General features: G+C 40.8%; 17 protein-coding genes and 1 other annotated feature. Of the genes, 1 reads left to right on the top strand and 16 read right to left on the bottom strand.

Features of this window, described 5'->3' with window-relative positions; genetic code table 11:
* Positions 1–40: 40 nt before the first annotated feature.
* Positions 41–1,012: a 4-hydroxy-3-methylbut-2-enyl diphosphate reductase gene (locus tag FLK61_RS07785; RefSeq protein WP_176008914.1), complete on the top strand. Its 972-nt coding sequence runs from the start codon at positions 41–43 to the stop codon at positions 1,010–1,012.
* 48 nt (positions 1,013–1,060) lie between these two features.
* Here the strand turns inward: FLK61_RS07785 and FLK61_RS07780 are convergent, their stop codons facing one another.
* From FLK61_RS07780 to FLK61_RS07705, 16 genes are all read right to left on the bottom strand, one after another.
* Complete coding sequence (locus FLK61_RS07780; protein ID WP_176008913.1) at positions 1,061–2,179, bottom strand: Nif3-like dinuclear metal center hexameric protein; 1,119 nt, start codon at positions 2,177–2,179, stop codon at positions 1,061–1,063.
* The gene (locus tag FLK61_RS07775; protein ID WP_176008912.1) at positions 2,176–2,874 is read right to left on the bottom strand and encodes a tRNA (adenine(22)-N(1))-methyltransferase; all 699 of its coding nucleotides are present in this window, start codon (positions 2,872–2,874) and stop codon (positions 2,176–2,178) included. Before FLK61_RS07775 ends, FLK61_RS07780 begins: the two co-directional genes overlap by 4 nt.
* Before the next feature lie 236 nt (positions 2,875–3,110).
* Entirely contained in the window at positions 3,111–3,485 is a 375-nt protein-coding gene (locus tag FLK61_RS07770; RefSeq protein WP_176008911.1) for a c-type cytochrome, read from the bottom strand.
* A gap of 95 nt (positions 3,486–3,580) precedes the next feature.
* Positions 3,581–4,294 (bottom strand): glycerophosphodiester phosphodiesterase family protein, encoded by a 714-nt coding sequence (locus FLK61_RS07765; protein WP_176008910.1) that lies wholly within the window; start codon positions 4,292–4,294, stop codon positions 3,581–3,583.
* Positions 4,295–4,308: 14 nt separating this feature from the next.
* Positions 4,309–4,854: a hypothetical protein gene (locus tag FLK61_RS07760; protein ID WP_176008909.1), complete on the bottom strand. Its 546-nt coding sequence runs from the start codon at positions 4,852–4,854 to the stop codon at positions 4,309–4,311.
* Positions 4,855–5,153: 299 nt separating this feature from the next.
* Positions 5,154–6,275, bottom strand: a complete 1,122-nt coding sequence (gene rpoD, locus FLK61_RS07755) for an RNA polymerase sigma factor RpoD (RefSeq protein ID WP_176008908.1) — start codon at positions 6,273–6,275, stop codon at positions 5,154–5,156.
* 47 nt (positions 6,276–6,322) lie between these two features.
* Positions 6,323–8,128, bottom strand: coding sequence for a DNA primase (dnaG, locus tag FLK61_RS07750; protein ID WP_176008907.1), 1,806 nt, complete (start codon positions 8,126–8,128; stop codon positions 6,323–6,325).
* Between the two features lie 16 nt (positions 8,129–8,144).
* Entirely contained in the window at positions 8,145–8,594 is a 450-nt protein-coding gene (locus FLK61_RS07745; RefSeq protein WP_176008906.1) for a YaiI/YqxD family protein, read from the bottom strand.
* A 304-nt stretch (positions 8,595–8,898) separates the two neighbouring features.
* A complete protein-coding gene (locus FLK61_RS07740) occupies positions 8,899–9,711 on the bottom strand; it encodes a pyruvate, water dikinase regulatory protein (RefSeq protein ID WP_176008905.1) in 813 nt (270 codons plus the stop codon).
* Between the two features lie 18 nt (positions 9,712–9,729).
* Positions 9,730–10,374 carry a transcriptional regulator CcpN gene (ccpN, locus tag FLK61_RS07735; protein WP_176008904.1) on the bottom strand — a complete coding sequence of 215 codons (645 nt, stop codon included), beginning with the start codon at positions 10,372–10,374 and terminating at the stop codon, positions 9,730–9,732.
* Positions 10,375–10,404: 30 nt separating this feature from the next.
* On the bottom strand, positions 10,405–12,489 hold the full coding sequence (gene glyS / locus FLK61_RS07730; RefSeq protein ID WP_176008903.1) for a glycine--tRNA ligase subunit beta: 2,085 nt from the start codon (positions 12,487–12,489) through the stop codon (positions 10,405–10,407).
* Positions 12,482–13,369: a glycine--tRNA ligase subunit alpha gene (gene glyQ, locus FLK61_RS07725; RefSeq protein WP_176008902.1), complete on the bottom strand. Its 888-nt coding sequence runs from the start codon at positions 13,367–13,369 to the stop codon at positions 12,482–12,484. Before glyQ ends, glyS begins: the two co-directional genes overlap by 8 nt.
* A 77-nt stretch (positions 13,370–13,446) precedes the next feature.
* Positions 13,447–13,614 (bottom strand) — a binding site (T-box leader).
* A 28-nt stretch (positions 13,615–13,642) separates the two neighbouring features.
* The gene (gene recO, locus FLK61_RS07720) at positions 13,643–14,407 is read right to left on the bottom strand and encodes a DNA repair protein RecO (RefSeq protein ID WP_176008901.1); all 765 of its coding nucleotides are present in this window, start codon (positions 14,405–14,407) and stop codon (positions 13,643–13,645) included.
* A complete protein-coding gene (locus tag FLK61_RS20325; RefSeq protein ID WP_176008900.1) occupies positions 14,349–14,498 on the bottom strand; it encodes a YqzL family protein in 150 nt (49 codons plus the stop codon). Before FLK61_RS20325 ends, recO begins: the two co-directional genes overlap by 59 nt.
* A 96-nt stretch (positions 14,499–14,594) precedes the next feature.
* Positions 14,595–15,503, bottom strand: a complete 909-nt coding sequence (gene era / locus FLK61_RS07710; RefSeq protein WP_176008899.1) for a GTPase Era — start codon at positions 15,501–15,503, stop codon at positions 14,595–14,597.
* Positions 15,496–15,903, bottom strand: coding sequence for a cytidine deaminase (locus FLK61_RS07705; protein WP_283811897.1), 408 nt, complete (start codon positions 15,901–15,903; stop codon positions 15,496–15,498). Before FLK61_RS07705 ends, era begins: the two co-directional genes overlap by 8 nt.
* Positions 15,904–15,906 lie beyond the last annotated feature (3 nt).

Raw genomic sequence — 15,906 nt, 5'->3', positions numbered from 1 at the left:
ATAAGGACTAGAGAGATAAAGCTTTTGAGGAGGATGAAGAATGGAAGTCATGAAAATATCTCCTCGCGGCTACTGCTATGGTGTAGTAGATGCGATGGTAATGGCGAAAGAAGCCGCTGCAAATCCAGAGTTACCTAGACCAATCTATATCCTTGGGATGATTGTTCATAATAAACATGTTACAGACGCGTTTGAAGAGGACGGTGTTATTACCCTAGATGGCCTCAACAGACTCGATATACTTAAGCAAGTAGAGAAAGGTACCGTTATCTTTACGGCTCACGGGGTATCACCCGAAGTACGAGAGCTAGCAAAAGAAAAAGGACTTACTACAATTGATGCAACATGCCCAGACGTTACCGTCACGCATGATTTGATCAGAGGTAAAAAAGATGATGGGTACGAGTTTATTTATATTGGTAAAAAGGGGCACCCAGAGCCTGAGGGCGCTGTTGGTGTCGCCCCATCTATCGTACATTTAATCGAAAACTTAGATGATATTGAAGCATTACAAATTGAGTCTGAAAAAATTATTGTCACTAACCAAACAACCATGAGTCAGTGGGACGTTAAGCATCTTATTGACGCTGCTGTTAAAAAGTATCCGCACGCGGAGGTCCATAACGAAATATGTATGGCTACTCAAGTTCGCCAAGAGGCTGTAGCAGCTCAAGCTGGTGGCGCTGAACTTTTACTTGTTGTAGGTGACCCAATGAGCAATAACTCTAATCGCCTGGCTCAAGTATCAAAAGAGATCGCAGGAACTCCTTCCTATCGCATTGGCGGAGTAAATGAGATCAATTTAGAGTGGCTCAAAGGTATTAGCAAAGTTGCCGTTACATCCGGTGCTAGTACACCTACCTTAATTACTAAAGAAGTTATTGCGTTCTTAGAGAAATTTGATGAAGATGACCCACACACGTGGGATACAACAAGTACGGTTAAACTTGCAAAAATTTTACCAAAGATCCGTAAAAAAAGACGAGAAGATCTCTCTGTTAAAAAAGCGTAACTAAAAAACACTCGTTCGAAGAGGTTCCCTCTCTGAACGAGTGTTTTCTTATTTAAACCAAAATGGGTCTGTTTGAATGTTGGAAACAATAATTTCCGTATCATATTTCTTTGATGTAATAAATTTTCTGAGCTTATCGGCTACAGCTTGCTTCATAATCTTTTCTACGTGATGTCCAGGATCGACGCAGGCCAGTCCCTCTATCATCGCATCATGAGCGACGTGAAAATATAAATCGCCAGTGACATAGGCATCAGCGCCTTTTTGAATAGCTGTGCGTAAGTATTTATTACCGTCTCCACCTAACACAGCTACCTTTTTAATGGGCTTTGACTTGTCCCCTACAGCTCGTGCACCTTTAACAGCAAAAGCACCCTTAACATGATCAATAAAGGCATCTAAGGTCATCTCCTGCTCTAAGTAGCCGATGCGACCTAATCCTCGTGACTTTCCCTTAATATCAGAGACAAATATGTCATAGGCAGGCTCCTCGTATGGATGCGCCTGTTTAAGCGCACGAAGTATCTCCGACTGCTGTGACTCATAAAAGACACTTTCAATCTTCACTTCGTCTACTCGTGCCAATTCGCCCTTCTCACCTATGAATGGATCTGCTTCATTTGAAGGAACAAACATACCAGTACCTTCTGTTTGGAAAGAGCAGTGAGAATAATCACCAATCTTACCAGCACCTGCATCACCTATTGCCTCTCTTACTACTTCAGCGTGAGAAACCGGAGCGAAGACGGATAGTTTTTTTACTCTGTCTACAGTCGTTTCTGCTAGAACTTGAGTAGATGTTAATCCTAACGCCTCTGCCATAAGGTCATTGACTCCACCATCAGCAACGTCTAAGTTTGTGTGAGCAACATAAACGGCAATATCATGTTTAATTAGCTTTTCAATCGTTCGACCCGCCGCCTGATCTGTTCGCAGGTTTTGAAGTGGACGAAAGATAATAGGATGATGTGCAATAATAAGAGAAACGCCCTGCTCAATGGCTTCGTCTACTACTGGTTCTAATACATCCAGGGTCACCATTACTTTTTCGACAGGTTTATTTAACGTCCCAATTTGAAGACCTATCTTGTCTCCTTCTACTGCTAAGTTCTTCGGAGAGAATGCTTCGAATGCTTGAATGATCGTTTGAGCATGTGCTGCTTTCATAAACCTTCCTCCTCTAACCATGTGATTTTTTTAGCTATCGCCTGAAGCTTAGATTCCGAATCAGACTTTGCATGCTGTAAATTCGATTGGATAGCATAGAGCTGTTTTTTTTCTCTAGCCCACTTTTGCTTAAATGCATCCTCTTTTTCTGGGAGTAGGTAAGGACCTAACCAAATTAACTTTTCTCGATTATTGTCTTGATAGATGCTTTCCTCGCCTTTTTCCGCCACGATAATTTCATAGATGTGCCCATCTTCCTCAAGAATCGTTTCGGTGATTAGCTTCCAGCCATTAGAATAGAGCCAACCGCGTACGTGATCTCCTGCTACATTAGGCTGTAAAACTAAGCGCGTCACAAAAGCTAAATGGTCTTTGCCGTGCTCTAATATCGAAGAGATTAAAGGTCCACCCATTCCTGCTATAACAATCGTGTCAGCCGCACGATCAGCCAGTACATCTAATCCGTTTCCAAGTCTTGCTTCCACTTTACACGTTAATTCATGTTTACTAATATTCTCTTTCGCCGAATCAAGTGGACCTTCATTCACTTCTCCTGCTATGGCATACTCGCATACACCACTTTTGACTAAATAGACAGGTAAATGCGCATGATCCGATCCAATATCCGCAACTGTGCCACCAAGCACATATTCAGATACTTTATGCAGTCTTTTTGATAAGGTAAATTCGCTCATAGTTAAAATCATATCCTTCTTTTTAGTTGATAAAACGTACGATTTGACTCTCATTATATCGTTAAAGCGCTCTCATGCGCTTAGTTGCGTGTAAAATACTCAATCGTGCTAGGTGAATGATACTTTCATTTCAATGAATCTTCACCAGACTCACGTACAAAGAAAAAGTCCCTCAAAGAGTGTATACTCTCTGAAGGACTTTTGCAAGCTTTCCGCTTAACGAAAGGTGCTCGCTATTATTCGCTTACAGATAAAATAAATTCTGCAACTGCATCTGCTTCTTCACCAGAAGCAAGTCCAGCTGGCATTGAACCAGGACCTTCTGCAATGGCACTTAGAATTTCTTCCTGTGAGTAGTTTCCACCATCAAGTGCTGGACCAACTCCACCTTCTAAATTACCACCGTGACAAGATGCGCAGTTCATTTCATAAACACTTTGTCCAAGCTCGATTGGATCATCAAATTCTTGCTGCTCTGCGTTACCTTCGCCGTTTTCGTTACCGCCAGCTAAATCATCACCAATATTGATACCGACTAGTGATAAAGAAAGGATTAGTAAAAGACCTAAAAATGCTGTAACAGCAAACGGGAATAGAGGTGCTCCTCGCATGCGTATGTACCTCCCTTGACTCATTTCATTTCTCTGTACCGTACTAGTTTATTGTAGCCGAATTTGCTTTATAAAGAAAGAGTTTTCACGAAAGGTTACGATTTAAATGATGTCATTAGACGTGGGTCGTCAGAAATAATTCCGCTAACGCATCTTGCTTCACATCGTTTATAGTCTATCGCAGTATGCACATTATATGCACGAATGGTTTTTTGTTGTCGTGCCCAAATCCTATAGTGCAAAAGTGTTTGCACGCCGTGTCTTATATGTATACTATCAGCCTGTACACGTTTCATATAACGCGAAGCATTCACTAATGGTACGCGTGTTAAAAGAGCTGTTTCAATCTTAGAATCAAACTCTTTTACTTCTTTTAAATAAGGATGAATAAACGTCGATACCACTGTCTTATCTATCATTCCAGCTTGTTTAACAATCTCTAATACCCTCTTAACAAATCCTTCCGATTCTAACTGCTCCTTTAACTCCAAATGAAACGTTAGATTCGTTTGGTTAATAAACGCACAGAATTCCTCTAAACTCGGGATTTTTTCTCCACTAAACTCATTGGAAAATGGAGCCCCAGCGTCTAATTCCGAAATATCTTTATAGCTCATATCCGCAACTCTTCCAACACCATTTGTCGTTCTTTCTAAGGTTGGATCGTGAATAATAACAGGAACACGATCACGAGTCAGTTGAATATCACATTCGATTCCATTAATCGGGTAGTTCGCAGCTGATTTGAAGGCAACCATTGTGTTTTCAGGATAATATTTTTTATTACCACGGTGCGCAATGACTTGCATATACATTCTCCTTCTTATACCTGCTCAAGCATCCAGAATAATGCAAGTAGTAAAATCCCCCCTGCACCTGCTATCCACAAATATACGATTTTTGCTCTTAGTCCAACTACTACCCAAACAAACGATAGGAAGAGTATAGAGAGTCCTAATACGAATCTATTCTCAGAAAATAATATGTCACTAAACAATACGACAAACAAAAAAGATATACTAGTAGCTAGAAGCACGTAGATGTGTTTAATTAATGCAATCGATTGTTTACTCGCTAGCCATCCAGATGCAATAACTAAAAGCGCTATTCCAAAAAGGAGAATTCCTTCGTTGGCTGTCATTAATACAGATGCTCCTAAGAGCAGAAACGATAATAGAGTGATCAGTATAGGCATGAAAAGTGCCGTTCTATAAGACTTTAGTGATGATGTAGCTCCGTTATCTGTCTCCTCTTCGACATCCCCCTCTAAATAAAGGCTAAGTAGGAAATTACAATAGGTTTCGGGCAGTAGCTTGCTTTCTCGCCATTTTTTTATTTCTTCAACAATTACTTTTTTGCGTTCGTCCATTGTATCTCCTTTAAGGTTCGACATTGCTCTCTATTAAGTATATCGGAAGATGACACATTTTAGAAAGTTTATCTGTAAAATTGACATATGCAATGCCTTAAAACTGGATAAAAGGGACTTTTGTATATTCTTTTGACTATCAGAGTAGGGATTGTACGCAGTTGCACCTTTTACCTAAAGTCGCGTTACTTCATGTGGCTCATCATAACTATAAAACAATTGTCTTAAAGTAATACGTACTAATTCAGCAAAACAAATAAAAAACCGAACCAGAGGTAATCTGATTCGGTCGCTCGGTTCTATTCTAAGAAGTCTTTTAGACGCTTACTTCTGCTAGGATGACGAAGCTTGCGAAGTGCCTTTGCTTCGATTTGACGAATACGCTCACGCGTTACGCCAAATACTTTCCCTACTTCTTCTAACGTTCGAGTGCGTCCATCATCTAAGCCGAAACGAAGACGAAGTACGTTTTCCTCACGATCAGTAAGAGTATCAAGGACATCTTCAAGCTGCTCTTTCAAAAGCTCGTATGCAGCAGCATCTGATGGAGCTAATGCTTCCTGATCTTCGATGAAATCACCTAAGTGTGAATCATCCTCTTCTCCAATAGGAGTTTCGAGTGATACAGGTTCCTGTGCAATTTTAAGAATTTCACGTACTTTATCCGGAGTCAGATCCATCTCTTTCGATACTTCTTCTGGGCTCGGCTCACGCCCTAAGTCTTGAAGAAGCTGACGCTGTACGCGAATTAACTTATTGATTGTTTCTACCATATGAACTGGGATACGGATCGTACGGGCTTGGTCAGCAATCGCTCGCGTGATAGCCTGACGGATCCACCAAGTTGCATACGTACTAAACTTGAACCCTTTATCATAATCGAATTTTTCTACGGCTTTGATAAGACCCATGTTGCCTTCTTGAATGAGATCTAAGAAAAGCATACCACGACCGACATAACGCTTTGCAATACTTACAACTAATCGTAAGTTCGCTTCAGCAAGACGACGCTTCGCCTCTTCATCACCTTTTTCGATTTTTTTCGCTAACTCTACTTCTTCAGCTGCAGACAATAGAGGTACACGACCGATTTCTTTTAAATACATACGTACAGGATCGTTAATTTTAATTCCAGGAGGTACACTTAAGTCATTTAAGTCAAATGCATCTTCCTTTTCCACCTGTTGCATGCTTGGTACACTCGTGGTTTCGCTATCGTTAAGGATTTCAACACCTTGTTCTCCAAGGTATTCAAAAAACTCATCCATTTGTTCGGAATCTTGATCGAATGCACCTAGTCTTTCCGTAATTTCAGCGTAGGTTAAAGAGCCTCTTTTCTTACCTGCTTCTACTAACTGCTCTTTAACCTGATCGATGGTTAAATCACCTTCCGCCATTGGACGTAGTGGTTTATCAGCCATACGATCCCTCCTTCCTCATATTCAAAACCTTGCTTCACTATTAAGAGCTATTTTGCCTTTTTAAGTTGCAACTGAATGGCTAGAATTCGGTTAGCAATCGACATTCGTTCATCGATTTCTTTCACCTGATCTAGTTGTACTCGAAGCTCCTTTAGCTCTTGTTTTAGTGGATATAGCCTAATGTGTTTAAAATAATCGTGGAGTTCTTGCTCAGACAGATCAAGATTCACCTGCTTCATTGCAAGCTCCGCGGCTAATTTACGTAATGATGGATCTTCAAGTCTTTCTAGGAATGAAGAAGGATTTGTGTCATACCCCTCTCCATAAAAGCTATATAGTAAAGCGGCAAGTGCCTGGTATTCTTCAAGCTGAAAGTTCGCGCCGATTTCTTTCTCGATCTCTTCCGCTATTGACCGAGACTGTAGCATGAGTGTGATAAGGTGTCGTTCGGCTGCTTCATGAGCATCAAACATTTTTTTCGCACTAGCTACCGTACGCGATTGAATCTCTTTATATGCTTCTTTTCTGACCGTTTTTTCTTTTTTCGCCATAAGCTCTGAAAGCTCATGCTTTAAAACCTCTGGCGAAACAGAAAAATCATCGCTAAGTTGCTTTATATAAAAGTCTCTTTCTAAAGCTTTTGGCAACTTGGCAATCTCTTTTAACATCTGTTCCATATAAAGAAGCCGGTCAGCTTCCGTTGATACATTTTTGCCACGCTTAAGGAACGATGACTTAAACGCCATCAGAGTCTGATGTCTGTTTATCACATCATGGACGAAGCGATCAGCACCCTGCTCCCGAATGTAATCATCAGGATCATAGCCTTCTGGCAAGTTAGCAACAACAACTTCAAGACCTGCTTTTTGCAATATCTCTGCATTTTTCCAGGTTGCTTGCATACCAGCATTATCAGAGTCATAGCATAATATAACACGGTCTACGTTTCTGCGTAACATTTTAGCCTGAGATTCTGTTAGAGCCGTTCCTAAAGCACCCACACCATAATCTATACCCGCTCTATGGGCGGATATAACGTCGATATACCCTTCAAATAGTACAGCTTCATTCTTCTTTTTCATCTTTGGTCTAGCACCGTGGAAGTAATAGAGTAGATTCCCTTTATTAAACACTTCAGAATCTGGACTATTTAAATACTTCGGTTCACTATCAGGATCTAAAATCCTGCCTCCAAAGGCGATTACTTTACCCTGCTTATCCCATATAGGGAACATGATCCGATCACGGAAGCGATCAAATGGCTTTCCATCTGATTCGCGCAGACCGACTAAGCCACAGTTAGCCATGTCCTCCGCCTTTAATCCTCTCTTTAACAAAAAATCTGATAAAAAGGACCATGAATCTGGACTATACCCTATTTGAAACTCATCAATCATTGTTTTAGTAAACCCACGTTTACGCAGGTACTCACGAGCTTTTTTCCCCTCAGGTGAGCTCGTTAAAATGTGATGATATAGCTTCGCTGCTAAATCATGCCCGTCATACCAATGCTTCCATTCATCAGATACTTCTGATTTGTTAACAGGAATCGACAATTCAGGTAATGTAACATTTGTTTTAGGGGCGAGCTTTTGTACAGCTTCAATAAAAGAAAGTCCGTCATACTCCATGACAAAAGAAAAAGCGTTCCCTCCTGCACCACAACCAAAACAGTGATAAAGTTGTTTATCCTGCGAAACGGAGAAAGAAGGCGTTTTTTCACCATGGAATGGGCAAAGACCGATAAAATTTCTACCTTGCTTTTTTAACTGTACATATTCGCTTATGACATCGACTATATCTAAAGAGGAACGAATCTCTTCGATTGTTTCTTCTGGTATACGTTCACTCAATGGATGTCACCAGCCTTCATTCAAACTGAGATAGCTGAGAGGCAAAAAAATCTTTTTGCTCGTCCGTCAGCTTTTTAGGACCTTTTGTATAACGTCCAGCTCTTCTCTCTTTGGCCGATTCATGTCGGCGCTCCAAGTGGAAGTCGATCGTATCATTTGTAAGGAAGACACCTCGGCTAGTTAAGACTTTTGCCTTTTTGCCTATTACCATTGTGGCTAAGCCGTAATCATCTGTTACGACTAAATCACTTGCCTGGACGCGATTGGCGATCGCCAAATCACTTGCCTCCTTATCTGCATCAACGATTACTGTTTCGATTGTGTCAGGGAATGGTTCTCTTCTGATGTGATTATAAGAGTGAATAAAGCAGAGATTAAATCCGTGTTTTTTTGAGACAGAAAGAATCTCTTTTACGACAGGACAAGCATCTGCATCGACATAAATCTTTGTTTTTTTCATCTCCATTACCTTACATTCTACATCTAACGCTAGAATCCTTCCTATTTTACAAAAAGTAAGCGAAATGTTCTACATTTAATATCATTGCCAAAAAAATAATAAAAACTCTTGACAAACGCAATTTTATTTGTTCTAATCCGAATTCTTTCAATAAATGTACTATTTATTTCGGAAATAGAAGCTTCTTGCGCGAGCAAAAGTGAAAGTCACAATATTTTATTATAAAGGTTAATTAACGATTTGACTATCTTTTTTTCAGTAAAATGACTGCCGTTACAGAATAACGACAGTCATTTCTTTATAATTACCTTTACCTTGCTACAATTAATTGATTAATAATGTTCGCTGTTTCCTCTACTGCACGTGTTGACACATCAATGACATGACAGTCAATCCGCTTCATAATCGTATCAGAGTATCGTAATTCCTCCTCAATACGATCAATCGTGGCATAGTTCGCTTCTGCTTTTAACCCCAATGCCTTTAAGCGTTCTGCACGAATTCCATTCAGCTTTTCCGGGCTAATTGTCAGCCCAATTATTTTTTCTTTAGGAATCGTGAATAACTCCGCAGGTGGTTCGACTTCAGGAACTAAAGGAACATTAGCTACTTTTAATCGCTTATGAGCTAAATATTGGGAGAGCGGTGTTTTAGACGTTCTTGATACGCCAACTAACACAACGTCCGCTCTTAAAATACCGCGCGGATCTCGACCATCATCGTACTTCACTGCAAATTCAATTGCTTCTACTTTACGAAAATAATCTTCGTCAAGCATATGGATTAGCCCAGATTCGTTTTTAGGTTGCTGTTCGAGCTTTCCAGCTAATAACTGAATCATCGGAGATAAAATATCATACGTTTTAATCCCTAGCTCTTCTGTACGCTTTTGCAGATGTTCTTTAATTTCAGGCAATACTAAGGTAAATGCGATGACAGCATCATTTTCGACCGCTGCTGTACAAACCTCATCAACCGTACCGATATCTTCCACGTAAGGAATGCGCCTAATTAGCGTGGAATCCTCATCGAACTGACTCACAGCAGCCTTTACTACAAGCTCTGCCGTTTCCCCAACAGAGTCAGAGATAACATAAACGATTAAGCGTTCTTTTTTTGCCATGAAAGAAGCCTCCCCTATTTAATCGTGTAGCTCATCTTTTGCTAAATGTACAAAAGCCTTTGTAATATTTGTTTTTGTGATTCGTCCTATTACTTCATGAACAGTTTGATCATTAACCGTACGTTCACGAACGACAGGGACACCATCAATTTGTTTACTAATAAGCTTATGGGCCACCTCAAGAATCGGGTCTTCTTGTTTGCATGTTGTTATATTAGGCATTCTTGTCATGATAATACTAACTGGAACAGACTCTAAATCCTGCTTGCCCATACTAGCTCGTAGTAAATCTTTTCGTGAGACGATTCCAATTAAAATACTATCCTGTTTAACAACAAAGAGCGTGCCGACATCTTCTAAAAACATCGTGCAAATGGCGTCATAAACAGACGCAGAGTCATTGATCACAACTGGTATGGATTGGAACTCTTGAACAGTAAGCTTTTTCATATGTTCATTAAACAGCGTACCGCCTGTTTTACCAGTGTAATAATAGCCGACTCGAGGTCGTGCATCTAAAAATCCTGACATCGTTAATATAGCTAAATCAGGTCGAAGCGTAGCCCGAGTAAGCTCCAACTGCTCTGCAATTTGCTCCCCAGTAATAGGGCCATCCGCTTTTACAATCTCAACGATCCGTTCTTGGCGCTTTGTTAGCTCCATTGCGCTGTTCACCGCCTTTTTCTATTCGGCTTACTCAGCATGAAAGACAAGGTGTGAAAATGCTGCAACAGCCTGAACTGTTTTAGCAAGCTCACTCATTTGAGCTAGTCGATTTTGACGAAGAGTTTCGTCCTCTGCCATAACCATCGTATGGTCAAAGTAATCGTTAATTGTAGGTACAAGACTCTTAAGCAATTTATAGGCATCTGCAACATTCGCCTGAAGCATAGATGCATGTACCTTCTCTTTTACCTCTACTGTCTTTTCATAAAGAGCTTTCTCATAATCCGTCTCAAATTGAGAAGGATTTACTTCCGTGTCATGACTTGCTTTCTTTGAAATATTTACAACGCGAGTATATGCCTCTACGTCTTTTTTGAATGAATCCTCTGTTAAAACACTCATGAGGAAGCTTGCTTTTGCGACGACTATATCTGGTCGTTCTAGCTTCGTCTCTAAAGCTGCCTCTGCTACATCATAACGCACCCCTAAGTCTTTTAATAGATTTTTGTATCGCAACGTAAAGAATTCAACGAGATCCTGCTTTACTTCCTCCTTAGAACGAGTGAGTAGGTTTGACTCATCCGCCACATCAATCACATTTTCTAAAAATGCAAGCAAGTCGAACGTCCAATTGTGCGCAAGATAAATAGTTAAGATCGCAGCTGTTTGACGTCGTAGGCCATGTGGATCCTGAGACCCTGTTGGAATACTCCCAATACCAAAGCTTGTGACCAGCGTGTCCACTTTATCCGCCACACTTACGAATGCTCCTGCGACTGTTTGTGGCGGATTATCGCCGGATTGCTTCGGTAGATAGTGCTCTCTAATCGCCTTCGCTACCGCTTCGTCCTCGCCAGAATGACGCGCATAAAATTCTCCCATTTCTCCTTCAAGCTCTGGGAATTCAGAGACCATATGTGTGACTAAATCCGCTTTAGAAAGGACAGTCGCTCGCTTTGCTACCTTAATTGTTGCTTCGTCTGCCTTCGTTACTGCTGTTAATCTATCTACAATTGTTCCCATACGAGCAACTTTATCTGCGATCGTTCCTAGTTCTTTGTGATACACAATCGTATCAAGCTTAGGTAAACGAGATTCGAGCGTATGCTTTTTATCTTCTTTGAAGAAAAACTCAGCATCTGCTAAGCGAGCACGAAGTACTTTTTCATTTCCTTTTTGTACGTTTTCGATATGTCTGTGATCCCCGTTTCTTACCGTGATGAAATGAGGAAGTAGATTCCCATCAGCATCTTTAACCGGGAAATAGCGCTGATGCTCTCTCATAGAGGTGATCAGGACTTTATCTGGTACTTGTAAAAAGCTTTCATCGAAGTTACCGGATAATGCCGTTGGATATTCCACAAGCTGCGTAACTTCTTCTAAAAGATCCTCATCAATTGGGACAATCCAGTTGTTCGTTTCAGAAATATCTTTAATTTGAGACACAATCGCATCCTTACGTTTCGTTGCATCTGCTAAAACATGCTCTTTTAACAGAACTTCCTCATACTCATCTGCATGAGTAAATGTCACGTCCTGCCCTAAAAACCGATGGCCTTTTGAATGGTTCGATGTTTCCACACCAGCAATTTCAAAAGGAATGATTTCTTGATCAAACAACGCAACAATCCATTTAATTGGACGTACAAAGCGGATATCTTTATCTCCCCACTTCATATTTTTAGGGAAGGGGATACTAAGAATGACTTTTTTCAGTTCAGGAAGTAGCGTCATGACGGATTCACCGTGAATAAACTTCTTCACAAACACATAGTCAACGCCCTTCACTTCCGTCATATAAAGATCGTCCTCTGTCGCTCCCTGTCCACGTGCAAAGCCAAGGGCTGCTTTCGTCCAGTTACCATCAGCATCAACTGCGATCTTTTTAGCCGGTCCTTTTGCCTCTGTCTCAACATCTGCCTGCTTCTCAGGTACTCCCTTAACTTGAATCGTCAAACGTCTAGGTGTCGAAAAAGTAGAGACTGTCTCAAATGGCAGTCTATGATCCGTCAACCATTTCTCCGTACGTGTTTGTAGCTCATTGATCGCGTTTGCTACGAATCTAGCTGGCATTTCTTCAAGTCCAATTTCAAGTAAGATTGTTTTAGTCATGAGCCTGCTCCTCCTTCTTTAACATTGGGAATCCAAGTTCTTCTCTTGTCTCATAGTATTTTTTCGCGCAGTTACGAGCTAAGTTACGCACTCGTCCAATGTAACCAGTCCGCTCAGTCACAGAAATGGCCCCTTGTGCATCTAGCATATTAAACACGTGGGAGCATTTTAACACGTAGTCGTAAGACGGGATAACAAGATCCTTCTCAAGTGCACGCGTTGCTTCTTTTTCATATGTCGCAAATAAATCAAATAGCATATCTCTATCTGCTACTTCAAATGTATAAGTAGATTGTTCAAATTCATTTTGCTTAAAGATATCACCGTACGTAAATCCATCTACCCACTCAAGGTCATAGACGTTCTCTTTGTCTTGAATGTAGGAAGCTAAACGCTCCAGACCATACGTAATTTCAACGGAGACCGGACTTGCATCAAGGCCACCAACCTGCTGAAAGTACGTAAACTGCGTAATCTCCATCCCATCAAGCCATACTTCCCAGCCGAGTCCCCAGGCAGCAAGTGTCGGAGCTTCCCAGTTATCTTCCACAAAGCGGATATCGTGCTCTTCTGGATTAATGCCAAGCTTCTTTAAACTCTCTAAATATAACTCCTGAATATTATCTGGAGATGGCTTCATGATTACTTGGAACTGGTGATGTTGATAAAGACGGTTTGGGTTTTCTCCGTACCGACCGTCTACTGGTCGGCGCGATGGCTCTACGTAAGCAACGTTCCAGGGCTCTGGTCCGATACTGCGTAAGAATGTCATCGGATTCATTGTTCCAGCACCCTTCTCCACATCATAAGGTTGCAAGAGGATACAGTTTTGCTCTCCCCAAAATTCTTGTAGCGTTAAAATCATACTTTGTACGTTCATAGCGTTCCCTCCGTATATAAATTTTAATTGCAGGTACAAAAACGAAAAAACTCTCGTCTCTATACCTCGACATGAGATATAGGGACGAGAGTTACCCGCGGTTCCACCCTATTTGCGCAAGCTGCGCCACTTTAAACGTCTATTGCTCCAAAGCGCCTTCCTTTTCTCCGTATCACTCGGCTCTCACCTTCCCGAGTTCGCTTTTGATCGGTCTGAAAAGTACTCTTCTTTATCTTCGCAACTAGTATCTATTCTCAAATAGTACGTAAAAAACTATTCCGTGTCAACGGAAGCTTGATTCATTTTCTCCATTTGATCTAAAAATCGCTTCGATTTCGCATATACACCAACGTATTCTTGGTAATACATCGTCAATGCTTCCTTCAATTCTCTTTTCGTTTGTTCCTTAAGTGTGATCGATCCAATCCGAGTTGGATTAAGCTGTTGGAACAAACGAAGAAGCTTCATTGTTTGTGGACTTACTCGTAAATGGTAGGAATCCTCGTGTAAACAGCGCCTGCATAATGCGCCTGCATAACGGATCGAAAATTGAAAAGGCTCCTCCACACTCTGGCATCTAGCACATTCGTGTAAAATTGGAGGAGAGCCAGTTAAAGAAAGTAGTTTCGTTTCAACTAAACGCACGAGTACTTCTGCATCTACACCTTCATTTATGTGATGTAACACTTGATAAAGTAGCTCATATAAATACGGACTTTTTTCTCTGTCTTCTGTTAATTTATCGAGTAATTCCACTATATAGGCGCTATATGCCGTAAGCATTAAGTCACTTCTAATTCCTCTAAAGGAATCGATAATGTCCGCAGTTGTTAACGTTCCAATTCCTTTTGATTGTTGATAGACAAAAACTCCTTGAATAAAAAGCTGAGAGCTTGCTGCAAAGCGACTTTTTGGTCGTTTAGCACCTCGCGCCATAACAGGAACCTTACCAAATTCTCTCGTATATATGGTAAGAATTTTATTTGTCTCTCCGTAATCCGTCGTGCGTATTACAATTCCTTCGACTTTTTGAATCATAATACCGATTCGCCTCCTGGAATTGTCCAGCCTCAATATAGAGTAAATAGGCATCAATATTTCCAGTTAATGAAAATAACAGCCAAAACATAATAATAGCCCCTTTCAAGAGTACATGCGTATATAAATAGCATCACCTTTAAAGGAGCCAATATGCCTTGCAATATTTAGCTACTATGAGAATGGATCAATACTCCTCTTGATCATACCCAAAATCACGTAAGTATTTAGGTTTATTTCTCCAGTCCTTTTCAACCTTTACCCAAAGCTCTAAGTAGATTTTGGATCCTAACAGTCGTTCAATATCTTCTCTTGCAAGCTTTCCTAATTGGCGTAGCATAGCACCCTGCTTCCCAATAATTATACCCTTTTGAGAGCTACGCTCAACAACAATAACTGCACCTACGTAAACCGTATCAGACGATTCTCTACGTTTAATCTGTTCAATTTCAACAGCAATAGAGTGCGGGACTTCTTCACGAGTGTGATGAAGTACTTTTTCTCTAATCATCTCTGCCATCAAAAATCGCTCTGGATGATCCGTTACTTGATCAGCAGGGTAAAATTGTGGACCCTCTTCTAGCTTCTCAAAAACTTGATCGACAAGAGTTGGAACGTTATTTCCCTCAAGAGCAGATACTGGGATAACTTCTGCAAACGGCAAGTCGTTTTGGTAACTAGCGATAAGTGGTAATAATTCATCGGGATGCACTTGATCAATTTTATTTACGATTAAATAAACAGGTGTATCAAGGTTTTTTAATCGTTCCATAATGAATTGATCGCCTGCGCCCTTTCCTTCCTTCGCATCTACTAAGAATAAGACGATATCCACTTCACGGAGTGTTGTTGTAGCAACTTTTGTCATGAAGTCCCCTAGTCTGTGCTTAGGCTTGTGTATCCCTGGTGTATCGATAAAAACAACCTGTCCACGTTCTTCTGTATAAACACCTTGAACACGGTTACGGGTTGTTTGTGGTTTATCACTCATAATGGCAATCTTTTGACCTAAAAGGCGATTTAACAGTGTTGATTTCCCTACGTTAGGTCGTCCCACTAAAGCAACAAAACCAGATTTAAAAGCTTGATCAGTCATGTAGATCCCCCTTGGAAAATGCTCCAGGCAATAGCTCGCCAACAGAAGTTTGACTGATATCTCCTCGAAGATTTGTTAAATACACGATGGTCTCTGGCTGTAGTAACTCAGACATCACTTGTCTACAAGCCCCACAAGGTGAGACTGGACCTTCCGTATCAGCTACAACTGCTAATGCATCAAATTCAGTGACACCTTCAGAAACCGCTTTAAAAATTGCTGTACGCTCTGCACAGTTACACATGCTATATGCGGCATTCTCAATATTACAGCCTCCGTAAACTTTACCGTCTTTACTTAGTAATGCAGCGCCAACTTTAAAGGTAGAGTATGGTACATAAGCTCGTTCTCGAGCTTGTTTTGCTTCGTTAATTAATGCTTCTTGGTTCATCTTTTGCACAAC

Origin of the sequence: Paenalkalicoccus suaedae (genome assembly GCF_006965545.2) — a bacterium.
In the GTDB taxonomy this organism is placed as follows: Bacteria; Bacillota; Bacilli; order Bacillales; family Salisediminibacteriaceae; genus Paenalkalicoccus; species Paenalkalicoccus suaedae.
The sequence above is the reverse complement of the archived record's forward strand: the minus strand, read 5'-3'. Positions and strand labels throughout refer to the sequence as shown.